Annotated in this window: 12 protein-coding genes; 5 read left to right on the top strand and 7 right to left on the bottom strand. The window is 65.1% G+C overall.

What is annotated here, in order from left to right:
* Nucleotides 1-1,269: an APC family permease gene (locus AC5RV1_RS00390; protein WP_493993101.1), complete on the top strand. Its 1,269-nt coding sequence runs from the start codon at nt 1-3 to the stop codon at nt 1,267-1,269.
* 47 nt (nt 1,270-1,316) lie between these two features.
* Nucleotides 1,317-2,780, top strand: coding sequence for an HNH endonuclease (locus AC5RV1_RS00385; protein ID WP_493993100.1), 1,464 nt, complete (start codon nt 1,317-1,319; stop codon nt 2,778-2,780).
* A 12-nt stretch (nt 2,781-2,792) separates the two neighbouring features.
* Here AC5RV1_RS00385 and hisS read toward each other — a convergent pair whose 3' ends face one another.
* Nucleotides 2,793-4,163, bottom strand: a complete 1,371-nt coding sequence (gene hisS / locus AC5RV1_RS00380) for a histidine--tRNA ligase (RefSeq protein WP_493993099.1) — start codon at nt 4,161-4,163, stop codon at nt 2,793-2,795.
* A 228-nt stretch (nt 4,164-4,391) separates the two neighbouring features.
* Here hisS and AC5RV1_RS00375 point away from each other — a divergent pair, with 228 nt between their 5' ends.
* From AC5RV1_RS00375 to AC5RV1_RS00365, 3 genes are all read left to right on the top strand, one after another.
* On the top strand, nt 4,392-5,204 hold the full coding sequence (locus AC5RV1_RS00375; RefSeq protein ID WP_493948835.1) for a peptidylprolyl isomerase: 813 nt from the start codon (nt 4,392-4,394) through the stop codon (nt 5,202-5,204).
* A 67-nt stretch (nt 5,205-5,271) separates the two neighbouring features.
* Nucleotides 5,272-6,861, top strand: coding sequence for a DUF349 domain-containing protein (locus AC5RV1_RS00370; RefSeq protein WP_493993098.1), 1,590 nt, complete (start codon nt 5,272-5,274; stop codon nt 6,859-6,861).
* 112 nt (nt 6,862-6,973) lie between these two features.
* On the top strand, nt 6,974-7,702 hold the full coding sequence (locus tag AC5RV1_RS00365) for a type IV toxin-antitoxin system AbiEi family antitoxin (RefSeq protein WP_493993097.1): 729 nt from the start codon (nt 6,974-6,976) through the stop codon (nt 7,700-7,702).
* Here the strand turns inward: AC5RV1_RS00365 and AC5RV1_RS00360 are convergent.
* The 6 genes from AC5RV1_RS00360 to ruvA form a co-directional block, all read right to left on the bottom strand.
* Nucleotides 7,583-9,973 carry a RelA/SpoT family protein gene (locus tag AC5RV1_RS00360; RefSeq protein ID WP_256249729.1) on the bottom strand — a complete coding sequence of 797 codons (2,391 nt, stop codon included), beginning with the start codon at nt 9,971-9,973 and terminating at the stop codon, nt 7,583-7,585. The genes AC5RV1_RS00365 and AC5RV1_RS00360 overlap by 120 nt on opposite strands.
* Nucleotides 9,974-10,105: 132 nt before the next feature.
* Nucleotides 10,106-11,128: a protein translocase subunit SecF gene (gene secF / locus AC5RV1_RS00355; protein WP_493993096.1), complete on the bottom strand. Its 1,023-nt coding sequence runs from the start codon at nt 11,126-11,128 to the stop codon at nt 10,106-10,108.
* Entirely contained in the window at nt 11,128-12,888 is a 1,761-nt protein-coding gene (gene secD / locus AC5RV1_RS00350) for a protein translocase subunit SecD (protein WP_493948839.1), read from the bottom strand. Before secD ends, secF begins: the two co-directional genes overlap by 1 nt.
* Before the next feature lie 102 nt (nt 12,889-12,990).
* Entirely contained in the window at nt 12,991-13,395 is a 405-nt protein-coding gene (gene yajC, locus AC5RV1_RS00345; protein ID WP_430226356.1) for a preprotein translocase subunit YajC, read from the bottom strand.
* A gap of 209 nt (nt 13,396-13,604) precedes the next feature.
* Nucleotides 13,605-14,693 (bottom strand): Holliday junction branch migration DNA helicase RuvB, encoded by a 1,089-nt coding sequence (ruvB, locus tag AC5RV1_RS00340; protein ID WP_493948840.1) that lies wholly within the window; start codon nt 14,691-14,693, stop codon nt 13,605-13,607.
* Nucleotides 14,686-15,330: a Holliday junction branch migration protein RuvA gene (ruvA, locus tag AC5RV1_RS00335; RefSeq protein ID WP_493993095.1), complete on the bottom strand. Its 645-nt coding sequence runs from the start codon at nt 15,328-15,330 to the stop codon at nt 14,686-14,688. The genes ruvB and ruvA overlap by 8 nt, the downstream gene beginning before the upstream one ends.
* Between the last annotated feature and the right edge of the window lie 87 nt (nt 15,331-15,417).

Raw genomic sequence — 15,417 nt, 5'->3', positions numbered from 1 at the left:
ATGAGCGCGCACCAGCAACTGCATCGAAGGCTTGGCACCTTCGATGCCACCGTTATCGGCCTTGGCTCCATGCTGGGCGCGGGAGTGTTCGTCGTCTTCTCCCCCGCCGCCGCGTTGGCGGGAAATTTGCTGGTCCTATCGGTGGTCATTGCCGGGGGCGTTGCGTACTGCAACGCGGTCGCATCAGCTGCCCTGGCAGCGAAGTATCCCACCAGCGGAGGGACGTACGTCTACGGCCGCAAACAGCTCGGTGAGTGGCCGGGGTTCCTCGCCGGTTGGGGCTTCGTCACCGGAAAAACCGCCTCGTGCGCAGCGATGGCGCTGACATTCGGCAGTTATGTTGCCGGTGCCTATGCAGTGCCGGTGGCCATCGCGGCGGTGGTGGCGTTGACCGCAGTCAACTTGCTGGGAATCACCCGGACGGCACTGCTGACCCGCATCCTGCTGTGCGTGGTGCTGGCCACCCTGGTGTTTGTGGCCGTTGCGGCGATTGTGGGGCCGCACCCGGCAGCGGAAGGACCTCTGACGGCTTCCTCGGGCGGACCCGGGGGTGTGTTGCCAGCTGCCGGACTGCTGTTCTTCGCCTTCGCAGGTTACGCCCGGATTGCCACGCTGGGCGAGGAAATCAAGGACCCGTCCCGCTCCATTCCGAAGGCCATCCTGGCCGCACTGTCTGCCGCCTTCGTCATTTACCTGGCACTGGCACTGCTGCTGCTCAACCACCTTCCCGGCGGAGAATTGGCGGGTACACACACCCCGCTGCTGGAAGCGGTCCTGCAGTCACGGCTGGCAGCCGGTGCGCCGTTGGTGCAGGCGGGGGCGGCGGCTGCGTGCCTCGGAGCGCTCCTTGCCCTCATTACCGGCGTGGGACGCACCACTTTGGCCATGGCACGCGAACGGGACCTTCCCCGGCAGCTGGCCCGGGTGGGCGGAAAGCACACTGTTCCGTACGCTGCCGAAGTCGCCGTTGCTGCGGTCGTTATCCTGCTCCTGCTGACCACCGACGTCATGACTGTGGTGGGCTTTTCAAGTTTCGGCGTGCTCCTGTACTACGCGGTGGCCAACGCCTCTGCCTACACGCTGGCATCGCACCCCGGGTACGCACCCAGGTGGCTCAACGCAGTGGGATTCCTGGCCTGCCTTTTGTTGGCCTTCACCCTTCCACCGGCCTCGGTGCTCACCATGATGGCGGTCCTGGCCACCGGTGTAGCGGGGCGCTGGCTGGTGCTGCGGCTACGGCTGCGGGCGCGGCGAAAGTTATCCACATAGCTCCTCGGGCATCTGTTTTTGCCGCGCCCGGCTGGAAGACTTTGGCTATGGAAGCAACACGGTCGTCGGCAACCCGGGGTCAGGAAGCGACTCAAGCAAAGGGAAGTTCCCGTGGTCCCCGGGTTGCTGATGCCGTGCGCACCGTGGCATCCATCCGTCCCGCGCCTGATAGTCAGGGAATGATTGACCAACTGCGTGAACTGGAGGACCTGAAGGGGGCCGCCGCTGCAAAGCAGGCCAGGATCGCTGTGGCCTACGGCCTCGCGAGGAGACAGGACCAGGCCGCAGCGGATGTCCCGGCAGATGAGCTCGGCGCCGGGGTGGGAGCGGAAATCGCCCTCGCCCGCCGGGAGTCCCCTGTCAGGGGCGGCAGGCTGCTGGGCTTGGGGAAAGCCCTGGTCACCGGAATGCCCCACACCCTCGCAGCTCTCGAGTCCGGGCAGCTGAATGAGTGGCGCGCCACCCTGATCGTGAAAGAAACAGCCTGCTTGTCCGCCGAGGACCGGGCCGCCGTGGACGAGGAAATCGCCGCCGACACCGGGACCCTCGCCGGCGCCGGAGACCGGGCCATCACCGGCGCCGTCCGTGCCGCAGCGTACCGGCGGGACCCCCGGTCTGTCGCGAAGCGGGCTTCCCATGCCGTCTCAGAGCGAACGGTCAGCCTCCGCCCTGCGCCCGACACCATGGCTTACCTCACGGCACTGGTTCCGGTCGCGCAGGGCGTCGCCGCCTACGCAGCCCTCACCCGCCACGCCGACGCACTTAAGTCTTCTGGCGATGAACGTCCAAAGGGCGCGATCATGGCCGACGCCCTCGTCGAACGCGTCACCGGCACCCCGGGCGGGATCAACGGGGTCGAGATCCAGCTTGTGATGACCGACCGCACCCTCTTCCAAGGCCACAGTGAACCAGCCAGACTCACCGGCTACGGCGTCGTCCCCGGCAGCTGGGCCAGAAAAGCAGTCGTGGGAGCGTTTGGTTCAGAGCCTGCCGGCAGGGAAACAGCTATCCCGGAGAATGCCGGGTTCAAGGTCTGGCTTCGCCGGCTCTACACCGCACCAACCACCGGCGAACTGGTCGCGATGGACTCCAAGGCCCGGCTCTTCCCACCGGGGCTCCGCCGGTTCATTCAAATCAGGGACGACACCTGCCGCACCCCCTACTGCGACGCGCCCATCCGCCACCACGACCACATCATCCCCTGGCACAAAGACGGCCCCACCAACAGCCGAAACGGACAAGGCCTCTGCGAAGCCTGCAACCACACCAAAGAAGCACCCGGATGGACAGCCACACCCACCCCGGGACCCCGACGCTCAGTAGAACTCCGCACACCCACGGGCCATACCTACCGGTCCACTGCCCCACCGCCCGGCACCCAAATGACCAGAACTCGCTTGACAGGCACCTTAGCGACCGCAGGGGCTGCTGCCCCGCACCGCCGTCGTCAGCACCGGGAGCGCGCCGCGGCATTTAAACGCGCCCACTTCAAGCAATCGGTGATGACGTAGAACGTCAGGTCCCTATACCGCGGATGCCACCGGCACTGTTGAGGCCACTTGAACGGTCAGATCCTGCACCGGGGGGGTCCAGGTTTCCGGGAACGCGACCACCTGTTCGCCGGTGCGGATGTCCTTCACCTGGTGGGTGCCGTCGTCGTCCGTAAACCAGACGAAGGGGATGCCCCGGCGGTCGGCGAACTTGATCTGCTTGCCGAACTTCTCCGCCTTTGCCGCGACCTCGGTGGCGATCCCACGGCTGCGGAGCTGGGCTGCAACGTCCTGTGCCGCACTCCAGCTGTCATCGGAGGCGAGGGAAACGAGGACTGCGGTCGGAACCGATCGCGAGGCCTTGGCCAGTTCCTGGCTGAGGATGCGGGAGACCAGCCGGGTGACGCCGATGGAAAGGCCCACCCCCGGAAACTTCCGGTTGCCCTTTGACGCCAGCGCGTCGTAACGTCCGCCGGAGCAGATGGAGCCCAGCTGCTCGTGGCCCACCAGTACGGTTTCCACAACGGTGCCGGTGTAGTAGTCCAGGCCGCGGGCGATGCTGAGGTCAGCCACCACCTTGCCGGGGGCGCGCTGGACAGCCGCTTCGATCACCTGTTCCAGCTCGTTCAAGCCCTCATCCAGCAGCTCGTTGCTCACCCCCAGCGCCTGAACCTGTGCCACGAAGGATGTGTCCTCCGTGCGGATCGCAGCCAGCTGCAGCGCCTTCTGCGCCTGTTCGTCGGTTGCCCCCAGTTCCGCCTTGAGCAGGTCAGCCACCTTGTCCGGGCCGATCTTTTCGAGTTTGTCGATACTGCGCAGCACGCCGGCAGTGTCCTCGAGCCCGATGCCCCGGTAGAAGCCCTCCGCGAGCTTGCGGTTATTGATCCGAAGGCGGAAGTCCGGGATCGGGAGGGCGCTGAGGGCCTCGGCAATCACCAGCGCGATTTCGACGTCGTACCGGAAGGGCAGGTCGCCGTCCCCCACCACGTCGATGTCTGCCTGGGTGAATTCACGGGCACGGCCTTCTTGGGGACGCTCACCGCGCCAAACCTTCTGGATCTGGTAACGGCGGAACGGGAAGGCGAGGTAGCCGGCGTTCTCCACCACATAACGGGCAAACGGGACGGTGAGATCAAAGTGCAGGGCAAGGGCGTGCGGATCGGCCTTGCCTCCCTTGACCGGATTGTCGCTCTCGTCCTCCTGCAGCCGGCTGAGGCCGTACACTTCCTTGTCAATCTCACCCTTGCGCAGCAGCTGGCCAACCGTTTCCACGGCCCGGGTCTCGATGGAAGAGAAGCCATGCAGCTCAAATACCCGGCGGAGCGTGTCCAGCACATGCAGCTCCACCAGCCGCTCCTCGGGAAGCCACTCGGGGAATCCGGACAGGGAGGCGGTGCGTGCCATGGTGGATTTTCTCCTCGTAGGTGTTGTGCCTGGGACTTGCCCGGAATCCCGAAACGGGCCAGGAACGGCGGCAGTCCAGCCAGTCATGCATAAACTATGTGCGGCAGTCAGTTTATGCGTCATCCGCCGGCATCTCTAATACGGCGGACCGGCAGGGCTCGGCCGTCAGACAACTGCGCCCGAGGCCTCACGCCACGCTGTGCAGCAGCCCGACAATAAGGAGGACCCTTGGCGGCCAGTTCACGCAGCGCCCGCGAAGCAAAGCGCCGCATCCAGCAGATGGAAGCCAAGCGCGAGCTGCGGCGGGACCAGGAGAAGCGTCGTAAGCGGGACAACGTCATCGCCGCCGGTGCCGGAACCGCCGCCGTTGTCCTCGCCGTCGTACTCCAGCTCACCGCTTTTGCCGGTAATCCGACTGAGGAGGAGTTCGCCGCAGCCGAGGCCGGGCTGACCAGCCCGTCCGCGTCGGCACCTGCGAGCCCGACTGCCCAGGCCACCAACGGCCCGAATATCCCGGCGGCCGAGACCGCTGCGGGCAAGACGTTCACCGGAGACCTGGTCCTTAACGGGAGCGCCCTCGCGGTGGAGCTTGACGGGACAACTGCCCCGCAGGCGGCCGCTGTTTTCAAGTCCCTCAGCGATGAGGGCTATTACAATGGAAAATCCTGCCACCGCCTCACCACCGGCGAGACCTTTGGGCTGCTGCAATGCGGCGCCTCCGGCCCTGAGGGCCAGGGCGATCCTGACTACACGTGGGGACCGCTGGAAAACACCCCCGCGGACAACACTTATCCCGCCGGAACTGTCGCCGTTGCCCGTACGGGCAATAACGCCTTTGGGAACGGACAGCAGTTCTTTATCGTCTACAAGGACACGGTCATCCCGGCCGATACCGCCGGCGGGTACACGGTGGTGGGAAGGGTGACCTCCGGCCTGGAAGTGGTGTCGAACATAGCTTCCGCCGGAATTACGCCGGGCAGCAGCGACACAGACGGCGCACCTGTGGAACCAGTCACGATAGACTCGTTTTCTCTGAAGTAGGAGGCCCGGCCCCGGCGGCTGCGGCGCAGGACCTGAGTATTTTCCTCCAAGCGAAAGACTTTTAGCGGTGACAGACAGTCAGAAATCCGACGAAACAGCAACAGACCTGACCGAGACGACGGCATTTGCCGCCGACGACGCAGCATCTGAAGCAGCCACCACCCCGGCAGCGGAAGCCCCGGTGGAGAACGCCGCGGAGAGCAACGCCCCGGCAGCGGAAGCCCCGGCGGAGAACGCCGCGGAGAGCAACGAACCAGAGGGCAACGAACCGGAGGGCAACGAACCGGAGAGCAGTGCCCCGGCAGCGGCGCCCCGCCCGGCGCCCTCCCCGGCTGCTTTTGCCTCCCGCCCCAAGCCCGCTGCCGCACCTGCCGCAGCACAGGTCGCACCAGCGCCGTCCACTTCGCTGGCGGAAGCCTCGAAATGGGGACGCGTTGAGGGCGACGGACACGTTTTCCTGACCATCGACGGCGCCGAGCACCCTGTCGGCCAGTACCCGGACGTCAGTGACGACGAAGCCCTGGCGTACTTTGCCCGGAAATACGACGACGTAGTGGCCCAGATTGTGCTGCTCGAGCAGCGCGTCAGCTCCAAGGCCCCGAGCACCGACATGCAGAAGACCGTCACGCACCTCCGCGAACAGCTGGCCGAGCGGAATATGGTGGGCGACCTCCGGTCCGCGGAGGCGCGCCTCGACGAGCTCTCCACCCAGATTGCTGAGCTGGAAAAGGCGGAAAAGGCTGAGCACGAGGCCGTCCGCGCCTCCGAGCTCGCCGCACGCGAGGCGATCGTTGCCGAAGCAGAGCAGATTTCCGGCCAGGACCCGGCCCAGACGCAGTGGAAGACCTCCAGCGCCAGGATGAACGAACTCTTCGAGAGCTGGAAGACTGCCCAGAAGAGCGGAGTCCGGTTGGGACGCAGCAACGAGGACGCCCTGTGGAAGCGTTTCCGTGCTGCGCGCACCGTCTTTGACCGGCACCGCCGTGCCTACTTCTCACAGCTGGACAGCAACAACTCCGCTGCCAAGTCGGCCAAGGAAAAGCTGATCGCCGAAGCGGAAGCGCTGTCCACCTCCACCGACTGGGGTTTCGCCGCCGGCGAGTACCGCCGCCTGATGGACCAGTGGAAGGCCTCCCCGCGCGCGAGCCGGAAGGACGACGACGCCCTGTGGGCACGGTTCCGGGCCGCCCAGGACGTCTTCTTTACAAACCGCCAGTCCGCTAATGACGAGATCGACCAGGAGTACGCGGCAAACCTCACGGTCAAGGAAGCCCTCCTGACCGAGGCCAACGCGATCCTCCCCGTGAAGGACCTCGGGGCCGCTAAGAAGGCCCTGCAGTCCGTCCGGGACCGCTGGGAAGAGGCCGGCAAGGTCCCCCGGGCAGACATGGGACGCATTGAAGCCGGACTGCGCAAGGTTGAGGACGCAGTGCGCCACGCTGAGGAAGAACAGTGGCAGCGGTCCAACCCTGAACGGAAAGCACGCACCAACAGCGCCCTCTCCCAGCTGGAATCCGCCATCGCCGGGCTGCAGGACGACCTCGCCAAGGCCGAGAAAACCGGCGACCAGCGTCGGATCAAGGCCGCTCAGGAAGCCCTTGAAGCACGGCAGGCGTGGCTTGACCAGATCCAGCGCTCGGCCAGCGAGCTGTCCTAGGCTTATCGGTCGGCCCGTACACGCCGCCACTTACTCCAGGCCCGGCCCCGGTTATCCACATATCCGGTGCCGGGCCTGTGCCTGTTAAGCGCAGGCGCGGCAGGATGGGTGGATGGCGAATCCATCAACTCCTCCCTCCGCCAGGGACCATGTTCAGGGCGGAGAAGCAGCACCCCGTTTTCCTGAGTTGTACGCCCCTGGCATGCCTTTTGCGTCGCCGGAGCTGCAATCCTTGGCCTCGGACGGCCTGCTGGAGCGTTTCCATCAGCACGGCTACACGTTGCCCGGTGCCACAGCCTCCCCGCAGTTGCGGGCACGGGCTGCAGCGGGGGCCGTCCCCGCGGCTGTCCGCCAGCGGGTAGTCGCGGGCCGTATGACAGCGGCATGGATTTACGGCTGCGCGGGCGAACCGGACCGGATTGCCCTCCTGGTGGACGCGAAGCGGCGGGTTTCAAGCCTCCGGAACACCAGGGGCTGCACCCTGCATGAGGTGAGGCTTGGTCCCTTTGACGTCGTCAGCCTCGGTGGCCTGATGGTCTCCAGTCCCCTGCGGACTGCCCTTGATGTCGCCCTTCATGTGGAGGCCGAACGCGCCATTCCCACGCTTCAGGGGCTGCTCGCCCGCCCGCAGAACGATGTGCGCCTGCGTTTGCTGGTACTTGCCATCGAGGCCAGCCCCCGCGTTCCGCATAAGAAAGCAGCCCTGGAGAAGTTGGCCCTGCTAGCTCCGGCGCTTGTTCCCGGTGGTGCGGTAGACGTCGAAAACCCCGTCAATGCGACGGACGGCACTAAGGACGTGGTGCAGATACTTGGGGTCCCCCATCTCGAAGGCGAACTTTGAGATGGCCACCCGGTCAGTGGAGGTATGGACGCTCGCTGCGAGGATGTTCACGTGGTTTTCGGACAGCACACGCGTCACGTCGGAGAGCAGCGATTTGCGGTCCAGCGCCTCCACCTGAATTTCCACCAGGAACACGCTGGACTGCGTGGGCGCCCAGTCCACGTCAACGATCCGGTCCGGCTGGTCCTTCAGGTCCGAGATGTTGGTGCAGTCGGTGCGGTGTACTGACACCCCCGAGCCCCTGGTCACGAAGCCGAGGATGGGATCCGGCGGCACAGGAGTGCAGCAGCGGGCAAGCTTCACCCAGACGTCACCGACGCCGCGGACCACAACGCCGGAATCGGAGAACCGTGCCTTCGTTACCTGGGTGGGGACGCTGACTTCGGTGATGTCGTCGTCGGTGCTTTCGTTGCCGCCGAGACTTTCGACGAGCTTCTCCATGACCGACTGCGCGGAGGTGTGGCCGTCGCCCACGCCGGCGTACAGGCCGGAAATGTCAACGTACTTGAATTCCTGCGCTACTGCGGCCAGGGCCTCGTGCGTCATCAGGCGCTGCAGGGGAAGATTCTGCTTCCGCATGGCGCGGGTCAGCAGTTCCTTGCCGCGGTCGATCGCCTCTTCACGGCGTTCCTTGCTGAACCACTGCCGGATCTTGTTGCGGGCCCTGGCACTCTTGACGAAATGCTGCCAGTCCTGGCTGGGTCCGGCGCCTTCGGCCTTGGAGGTGAAGATTTCCACCCAGTCGCCGTGGTTCAACTCGCTGTTGAGCGGAACCAGCTTCCCGTTGACCCGGGCACCGATGGTGCGGTGCCCCACCTCGGTATGGACGGCATACGCGAAGTCCACCGGAGTAGATCCAGCCGGCAAGGCCATGACCTCACCCTTGGGCGTGAAAACGAACACCTCACGGGCGTTGATCTCGAACCGGAGCGAGTCAAGGAACTCGCCAGGATCCGACGTTTCCTGCTGCCAGTCCACCAGCGACCGCAGCCAGCCCATGTCGCCGTCGCGGGGGCTGCCCGGGCCCACGGCAGTCCGGTTGGGCTGGTCCTTGTACTTCCAGTGTGCCGCCACGCCGTATTCGGCGCGGCGGTGCATCTCGTGGGTCCGGATCTGAATTTCCACCGGCTTGCCGCCCGGGCCGATCACGGTGGTGTGCAGCGACTGGTACATGTTGAACTTCGGCATCGCGATGTAGTCCTTGAACCTGCCGGGCAGCGGGTTCCACCGCGAGTGCATGGTACCAAGGGCTGCGTAACAGTCCCGGACGGAGTCCACCAGGACACGGACACCCATGAGGTCGTTGATGTCGTCGAAGTCCTTGTCGCGGACAATCATCTTCTGGTAAATCGAGTAGTAATGCTTGGGACGGCCCGTGATGGTCGCCTTGATGCGGGCAGTGCGGAGGTCTTCCGTGATCTGGTCGCGGATGACGCTCAGGCTCTTCTCCCGCTCAGGGGTCCTGTCCCCCACCATGCGGACAATCTCTTCGTACACCTTCGGGTACAGCGCCGCGAAGGAGAGGTCTTCCAGTTCCCACTTGATGGTGTTCATACCCAGGCGGTGTGCAAGCGGGGCAAAGATTTCCAGCGTTTCCCGGGCCTTGCGGGCCGAAGATTCGGCGGACACGAAACGCCACGTGCGGGCGTTGTGAAGCCGGTCCGCCAGTTTGATCATGAGGACGCGGATGTCCTTGGCCATGGCCACGACCATCTTGCGCACGGTCTCGGACTGCGCTGCTTCCCCGAAGCTGACCTTGTCCAGCTTGGTCACGCCGTCAACGAGCATGGCCACTTCAGGCCCGAAATCGCGCTTCAGGTCGGCAAGGGTGTACGGGGTGTCCTCGACGGTGTCGTGCAGGAGAGCCGCCGCCAGGGTTGTCCCGCTCAGGCCCAGTTCGGCAAGGATGGTGGCCACCGCAACAGGGTGGGTGATGTAGGGATCGCCGCTCTTGCGCTTCTGCCCCCGGTGGCTTTGCTCCGCCACGTCGAAAGCGCGCTGGATCAGGTCAAAATCCTCTTTGGGATTGTTGGCCCTGACCGTCCTCAGCAGCGGCTCGAGGATGGGCGAATAATTGGCCGCGCCGCGTCCTGTCAGCCGGGCAAGCCTGGAGCGGGTGCGCTCCCTACGGCCCGGGAACGTGGGGCGGGACCCGGAGTTGTCCACGGGAACCAACGAACCCGGACGTGCGGAAGCAGCCGCACCGGTCTGCAGACCGGAAGGACTTTTATCTCCCTGTGCCGTTGGCACCGACGCCGAACGTTCTTCCAATGAAGCACCCCTCACCACCGTTTAATTACTTCAGTCTATTCCTCCGCCGGGGGACTTTTTAAACCGGCCCTTAAAACAGGACGGGCCGGGCCGTGTCAAGGTTCTGACACGGCCCGGCCCGGCACCAGCGGCTTAGGTTTGGGCCGGCTCCACCGCCGTTGCTCCAGACCTGGAAGCAGCCTCGGCACGGCGGTGCTCCACCCGCTTGGCCTGCCTGACCAGATCCGGCTCGTTCTGGCGCAGCCAGGCGTACATGGGGGCCGCGACGAAAATCGTGGCTGCGGTGCCAATCAGGATGCCGACGAACAGCGCAAGCGAGAGGTCGCGCAGGGTTCCCGCGCCCAGCAGGCCCGCACCAATGAACAGGATGGCACCCACAGGGAGGATCGCCACCATCATGGTGTTGATCGAGCGGACCAGGGTCTGGTTCACCGCCAGGTTGACTTCCTCAGCAAAAGTACGCCGGGTTGAGGCGTCCAGGTCCGCGGTGTTCTCGCGGATCTTGTCGAACACCACCACCGTGTCGTACAGCGAGTAACTGAGGACGGTCAGGAACCCGATAATGGCGGACGGGGTAACTTCGAAGTCGCTGAGGGCGTAGACCCCTGCCGTGACGAACATCGTGACCACCATGCCGGCGATTGCCGAGAGTGACATCTTCCAGGTGCGGAAGTACAACGCCATCAGCACCGCGGCCAGGAGCACAAAAATCACCAGGCCGATCAGTGCCTGCTTGGTTACGTCTGCACCCCACGTCGGACCCACGAACGTTGACGTCACTTCGTTGTCCGTGACGCCGTAGGCCGCGGTCAGGCCCTCCTTGATGCGAAGGGTTTCGTCGTCGGTCAGTTTGTCGGTCTGGATCCGCATGGTGGTCCCGGCGACGTTGGCTACGCGCGGAACGCTGCCCTCCACCACATCCGTGACGGCCTTTTCGCCCACGGCCGCGTCAGTCGTCTGGACGTTTGAGACGGTGAACTCGGACCCGCCGCGGAACTCGATGCCGAGGTTGAAGCCGCCCTTGGCCACGGGAATCAGGATGGACAGGGCAACGGCAACAGCCGCAATGATGAACCAGATCTTCTTGGCGCCCACAAAGTTGTAGGAGCGCTTGCCTGTGTAGAGCTCGTTGCCGAAATTCGCGAAGCTTGGCATTACTTGTTCTCCTTCGCTGCAGACTTGGAGGAGCCTGCGAGCTGCTCCTGCTTCTGCGCCATCCGGCGCTCGGCAATGGTCATCCGGCGCTCTGCCTCGGCCGCGGCACCGGCATTCTTGGTGCGTACCACGGCGGCAGGCTTGTCTTCGGGCGTACGGATTCGGCCTGCACCACGGTAGAGCGGCACGGCGCCCAGACGCTTGGGGTCGAGGCCGGACAGCCGGTGGCCTTCACCAAAGAACCTGGTGCGTGCCAGCAACTGCAGGGTGGGGTGCGTGAACATAAACACCACAATGAGGTCGGCGATGGCGGTGAGGCCAAGGGTGAAGGCAAAACCACGGACGTTGCCCACCGCTACGAAGTACAGGACCAGGGCTGCAAGGAGGTTGACGGCCTTGGAAGCCAGGACGGTGCGTTTGGCCCGCTTCCAGCCGTTTTCGACGGCGGACACCAGGCCGCGTCCCTCACGGAGCTCATCGCGGATGCGCTCGAAGTAGACGATGAATGAGTCTGCCGTCTGGCCGATGGCGACGATGATGCCGGCCACTCCGGCCAGGGACAACCGGTAGTTTTCGGTCCAGCCCAGGATGGCGATGGCGAGATAGGTCAGTATGCCGGCCACCACCAGCGAGGCAATGGTCACGAAGCCGAGGGCCCGGTACTGGAAGAGCGAGTACACCACCACCAGCAGCAGGCCGATCACGCCCGCGAGGAGGCCCATGCGCAGCTGTTCGCCACCGAGGGTGGCAGAGATCTGCTGCTCACTCTGGATCTCGAAGCTGATGGGCAGGGCGCCGAAGCGGAGCTGGTCGGACAGGGCCTTGGCGCTCTGTTCCGTGAAGCCGCCGGTAATCTGGGGCCGGCCGTCAGTAATGACGGCAAGCGAGCGGGGCGCGGAGATCACCTGGTCATCCAGCACAATGGCGAACTGGGCCTTGGGGTCGTTTCCGGTATCGCCGCCGGCAGCCACGTAGAACTGGTTCAGGCGTTCGGTGACCTCTTTGAACTTGGCGGTGCCTTCGTCGTCGAACTGGATGTTGACGGCCCACTCGTTCGTGACGGCGCCCTGTGCGCCCTGCTGGAGCTGGAAGGAGGACGTGACGATGTTGCTGCCCTTGACCTCTACCGGACCGAGGATGTACTTGATGGCCGGGTTCGTTCCGGAGGCGGGCTCACAGGTCACCAGCGGCTTGGCCGGATCCGAGCGTTCCTGCTCGTCCTGGGACGGGTTGTCGCAGTCAAGGGCTTCGAACTGGCGGTAGATTTCCGGCGTGATCCAGTTGGTGTCGCTGCTGTTGGCGGGTTCCGCCGTCGGCTTGGGCAGCTGGTCCTCGGGAGCCCGCGACTCCTCCGGGACGGGTGCGCCCGCACCGTTGAGGAGGACCGGGCGGAAGTTCATGTCCGCGGAAGCCTGGATGAGGTCGCGCGTCTGGCTTGAGGGGGTGCCTGGAAGGCTGACCACCACGTTGCGCCCCGACTGGGTGCTGATCTCTGCTTCAGCGACGCCGGAACCGTCCACGCGCTGGCGGATGATGGCCACAGCCTGGTTGAGCTGTTCTTCGTTGATGTCCGAACCGCCCTCGACCTTCGGCGCCAGAATCATCTGGGTGCCGCCTTCGAGGTCCAGCGCCAGCTTCGGGGCCCAGCTCGCCTGTCCGGCCATGGTGCCGCCGGCAAGGACAGCAGTCAGCACGGCGAGGATTACGCCGAGCCAGACCAGGACCCTGAGGCCCGGTTTCTTAAGGCCAGTTCGTGCCATTGTTGATCTTTCTCTTATTCACGGAGGAACCGCCGGTGCATGCTCGGTGCCGGCACCGGCGGCGATCCGCAGCCGTAGAGGTGTTGTGTAGAACCAGCGGGACTAGTTGTCCTTCTTGCCCTCGTCATTGAGTCGCTTCAGGGTCTCGTCCGGGGTCTCCACTGACGCGGACTGGGTGCCGGTTTCGCGGGCGGTGAGGGATGAAGCGTCATCCGGCACGGCGGGCACAGCCGGTGCGTCCTCGTCGGAAACCGCGACGGGCTCCACGATCTTGGTGACGGCCTGGCGGTGCACCGTGGCGAGGTTGCCCGGGGAGAGTTCCAGGGTGACCTTGTTCTCGACGTCGTCCATGTCGACGATGCGGCCGAAAAGACCGAAGCTGGTCATGACCTCAACGCCCGGAGCGAACTGCGATTGGAGTTCAGCCTGCTGCTGCTGCGTCTTCTTGTTGCGGCGGAACATCATGAAGATGAACACGCCAAGCATGACGAAGAGGAGTATTGACATTAGATCCAAGGGAGAAATCCGTTCTATTGCGTGCCTGGCCGGTTTCCGGCGACGTCCGATGAGTTCCGTCCGCTGGCCGGACTGGCGGACAGAAAACCTGACGGATTTCCTTCTCCGCCGGCGCAGCCGCATTCTGGTGGCTGCAGGAACAAAGACCCGAACGTGCCGAGCGTCATACCAGTCTAAAGGGAAAAGCTGAAGGGAGCCTGTTATTGGCTCTGCGGGGCCCAGTCTTCCTTGCCGTCAGCGTCGTCGCCGGCCGTTTCGAACAGGTCCAGCGGCTCCTGCCCGAAGACCCCGGCAGGGATGGCGTAGCCAAGGTGGGTCCAGGCGGGGGCCATGGCGATCCGGCCCCGAGGAGTGCGGCCCAGGAGTCCCTCGCGGACCAGGAAGGGTTCGGCCACCGTTTCCACGGTCTCGGTTTCTTCGCCGACGGCGATGGCCAGGGTGGACAGCCCGACAGGGCCGCCGCCGAACTTGGTGATCAGCGCCTCCAGGACTGACCGGTCGAGCCTGTCCAGTCCTTTTTTGTCCACTTCGTACATATCCAGCGCAGCTGACGCCGCCCGCGCGTCGATCTGTTCGATGCCGTGGACCAGCGCCCAGTCGCGTACCCGCCGCAGCAACCTGTTGGCGATGCGGGGCGTGCCGCGTGAACGGCCGGCGATTTCGCTGAAGCCGGCGGAATTGACCTTGAGGTCCAGCAGACCCGCGGAGCGCCGCAGGACAAGCTCGAGCTCGGCGACGGAATAGAACTCAAGGTGCCCGGTGAAGCCGAAGCGGTCGCGCAGCGGCCCGGGCAGGAGGCCGGCGCGGGTCGTAGCGCCAACAAGGGTGAACGGCGGAAGTTCAAGCGGAATCGCCGTGGCACCGGCTCCCTTGCCCACCACGATGTCCACACGGAAGTCCTCCATGGCCATGTAGAGCATTTCTTCTGCCGGCCGGGACATGCGGTGGATCTCGTCCAAAAACAGGACCTCGCCCTCCGACAGGGAGGAGAGGATGGCCGCCAGGTCTCCGGCGTGCTGGATGGCGGGGCCGCTGCTGATCCGCAGCGGGGCGTTCATCTCGGACGCAACGATCATGGCCAGCGTGGTCTTGCCGAGGCCGGGCGGGCCGGAGAACAGCACATGGTCCGCGCTCCGGCCCCGCATCCGGGAGGCCTGCAGCACCAGGGAAAGCTGCTTGCGGACCCGGTGCTGGCCCACGAAGTCGTGCAGGTTCTTGGGCCGAAGGGCGGCCTCGATGGCGCGCTCCTCCGGCTCCTCCCCTGCGGCCACCACTGACGGTTCAACCACGGCTGCCTACGCGGTTGCCGGCGCGGGCCCCGTCCTGGCCCAGCCAGCGAAGGGTGGTCCGCAGGATCTCCGGGACATTGCCGCGGAACGAGACCTCGGGATCATCGGCCAATGCCTTGTCGATACTTGCCGACGCGTCCTTTTCGGACCAGCCGAGGCTGGTCATGGCCGCGACCACTTGGGGCTTCCAGGCAGCCTCTGCAGGGGTGGGCGCGCTGGCCGTGCCACCGGTGCCGTGCGGAACCAGCTTTCCTGCGAGTTCCAGGACGATCCGGCCGGCGACCTTGGGCCCGATACCGGGCACCTTGGTGAACGTTTTGCTGTCCCCGGTATGTGCAGCCACCCGGATAGCTTCCGGGTCATGGACAGCGAGAACCGCCAGGGCAAGCCGCGGGCCCACCCCGCTGACACTGAGCAGGACATCGAAAACTTCCCGCTCGTCGTCGGACCCGAAACCGAAGAGGGTCAGCGAATCCTCCCGGACGATCAGGGAGGTAAAAAGCTGCCCCTCCTCGCCCGTGCGGAGCCGGCTGAGGGTCTGCGGCGTGGCGTTGACGCTCATGCCCGCGCCATTGAGGTCGATAACGGCCGTGGACAGGCCAACGTGCGCTACGGTTCCGCGGAGGAAACTGATCAAGGGCCTGGCTCCTGTTTACTGCCGGGCTCTAGGAATTGGACCGGCGATCCGAACATATCTACGAATACCCTAGCAAGCAGCCAGGAC

The sequence above is a fragment of the Arthrobacter sp. Hb9-2 genome (assembly GCF_059091165.1).
The sequence above is the reverse complement of the archived record's forward strand: the minus strand, read 5'-3'. Positions and strand labels throughout refer to the sequence as shown.

Bases quoted from the DNA above. Each gene is read 5' to 3' on its own strand.
- AC5RV1_RS00390 (WP_493993101.1), top strand. From the start codon at position 1: ATGAGCGCGCACCAGCAACTGCATCGAAGGCTTGGCACCTTCGATGCC.
- AC5RV1_RS00385 (WP_493993100.1), top strand. From the start codon at position 1,317: ATGGAAGCAACACGGTCGTCGGCAACCCGGGGTCAGGAAGCGACTCAA.
- hisS (WP_493993099.1), bottom strand. From the start codon at position 4,163: ATGGCACGCACCGCCTCCCTGTCCGGATTCCCCGAGTGGCTTCCCGAG.
- AC5RV1_RS00365 (WP_493993097.1), top strand. From the start codon at position 6,974: ATGGCGAATCCATCAACTCCTCCCTCCGCCAGGGACCATGTTCAGGGC.
- secF (WP_493993096.1), bottom strand. From the start codon at position 11,128: ATGCCAAGCTTCGCGAATTTCGGCAACGAGCTCTACACAGGCAAGCGC.
- secD (WP_493948839.1), bottom strand. From the start codon at position 12,888: ATGGCACGAACTGGCCTTAAGAAACCGGGCCTCAGGGTCCTGGTCTGG.
- yajC (WP_430226356.1), bottom strand. From the start codon at position 13,395: ATGTCAATACTCCTCTTCGTCATGCTTGGCGTGTTCATCTTCATGATG.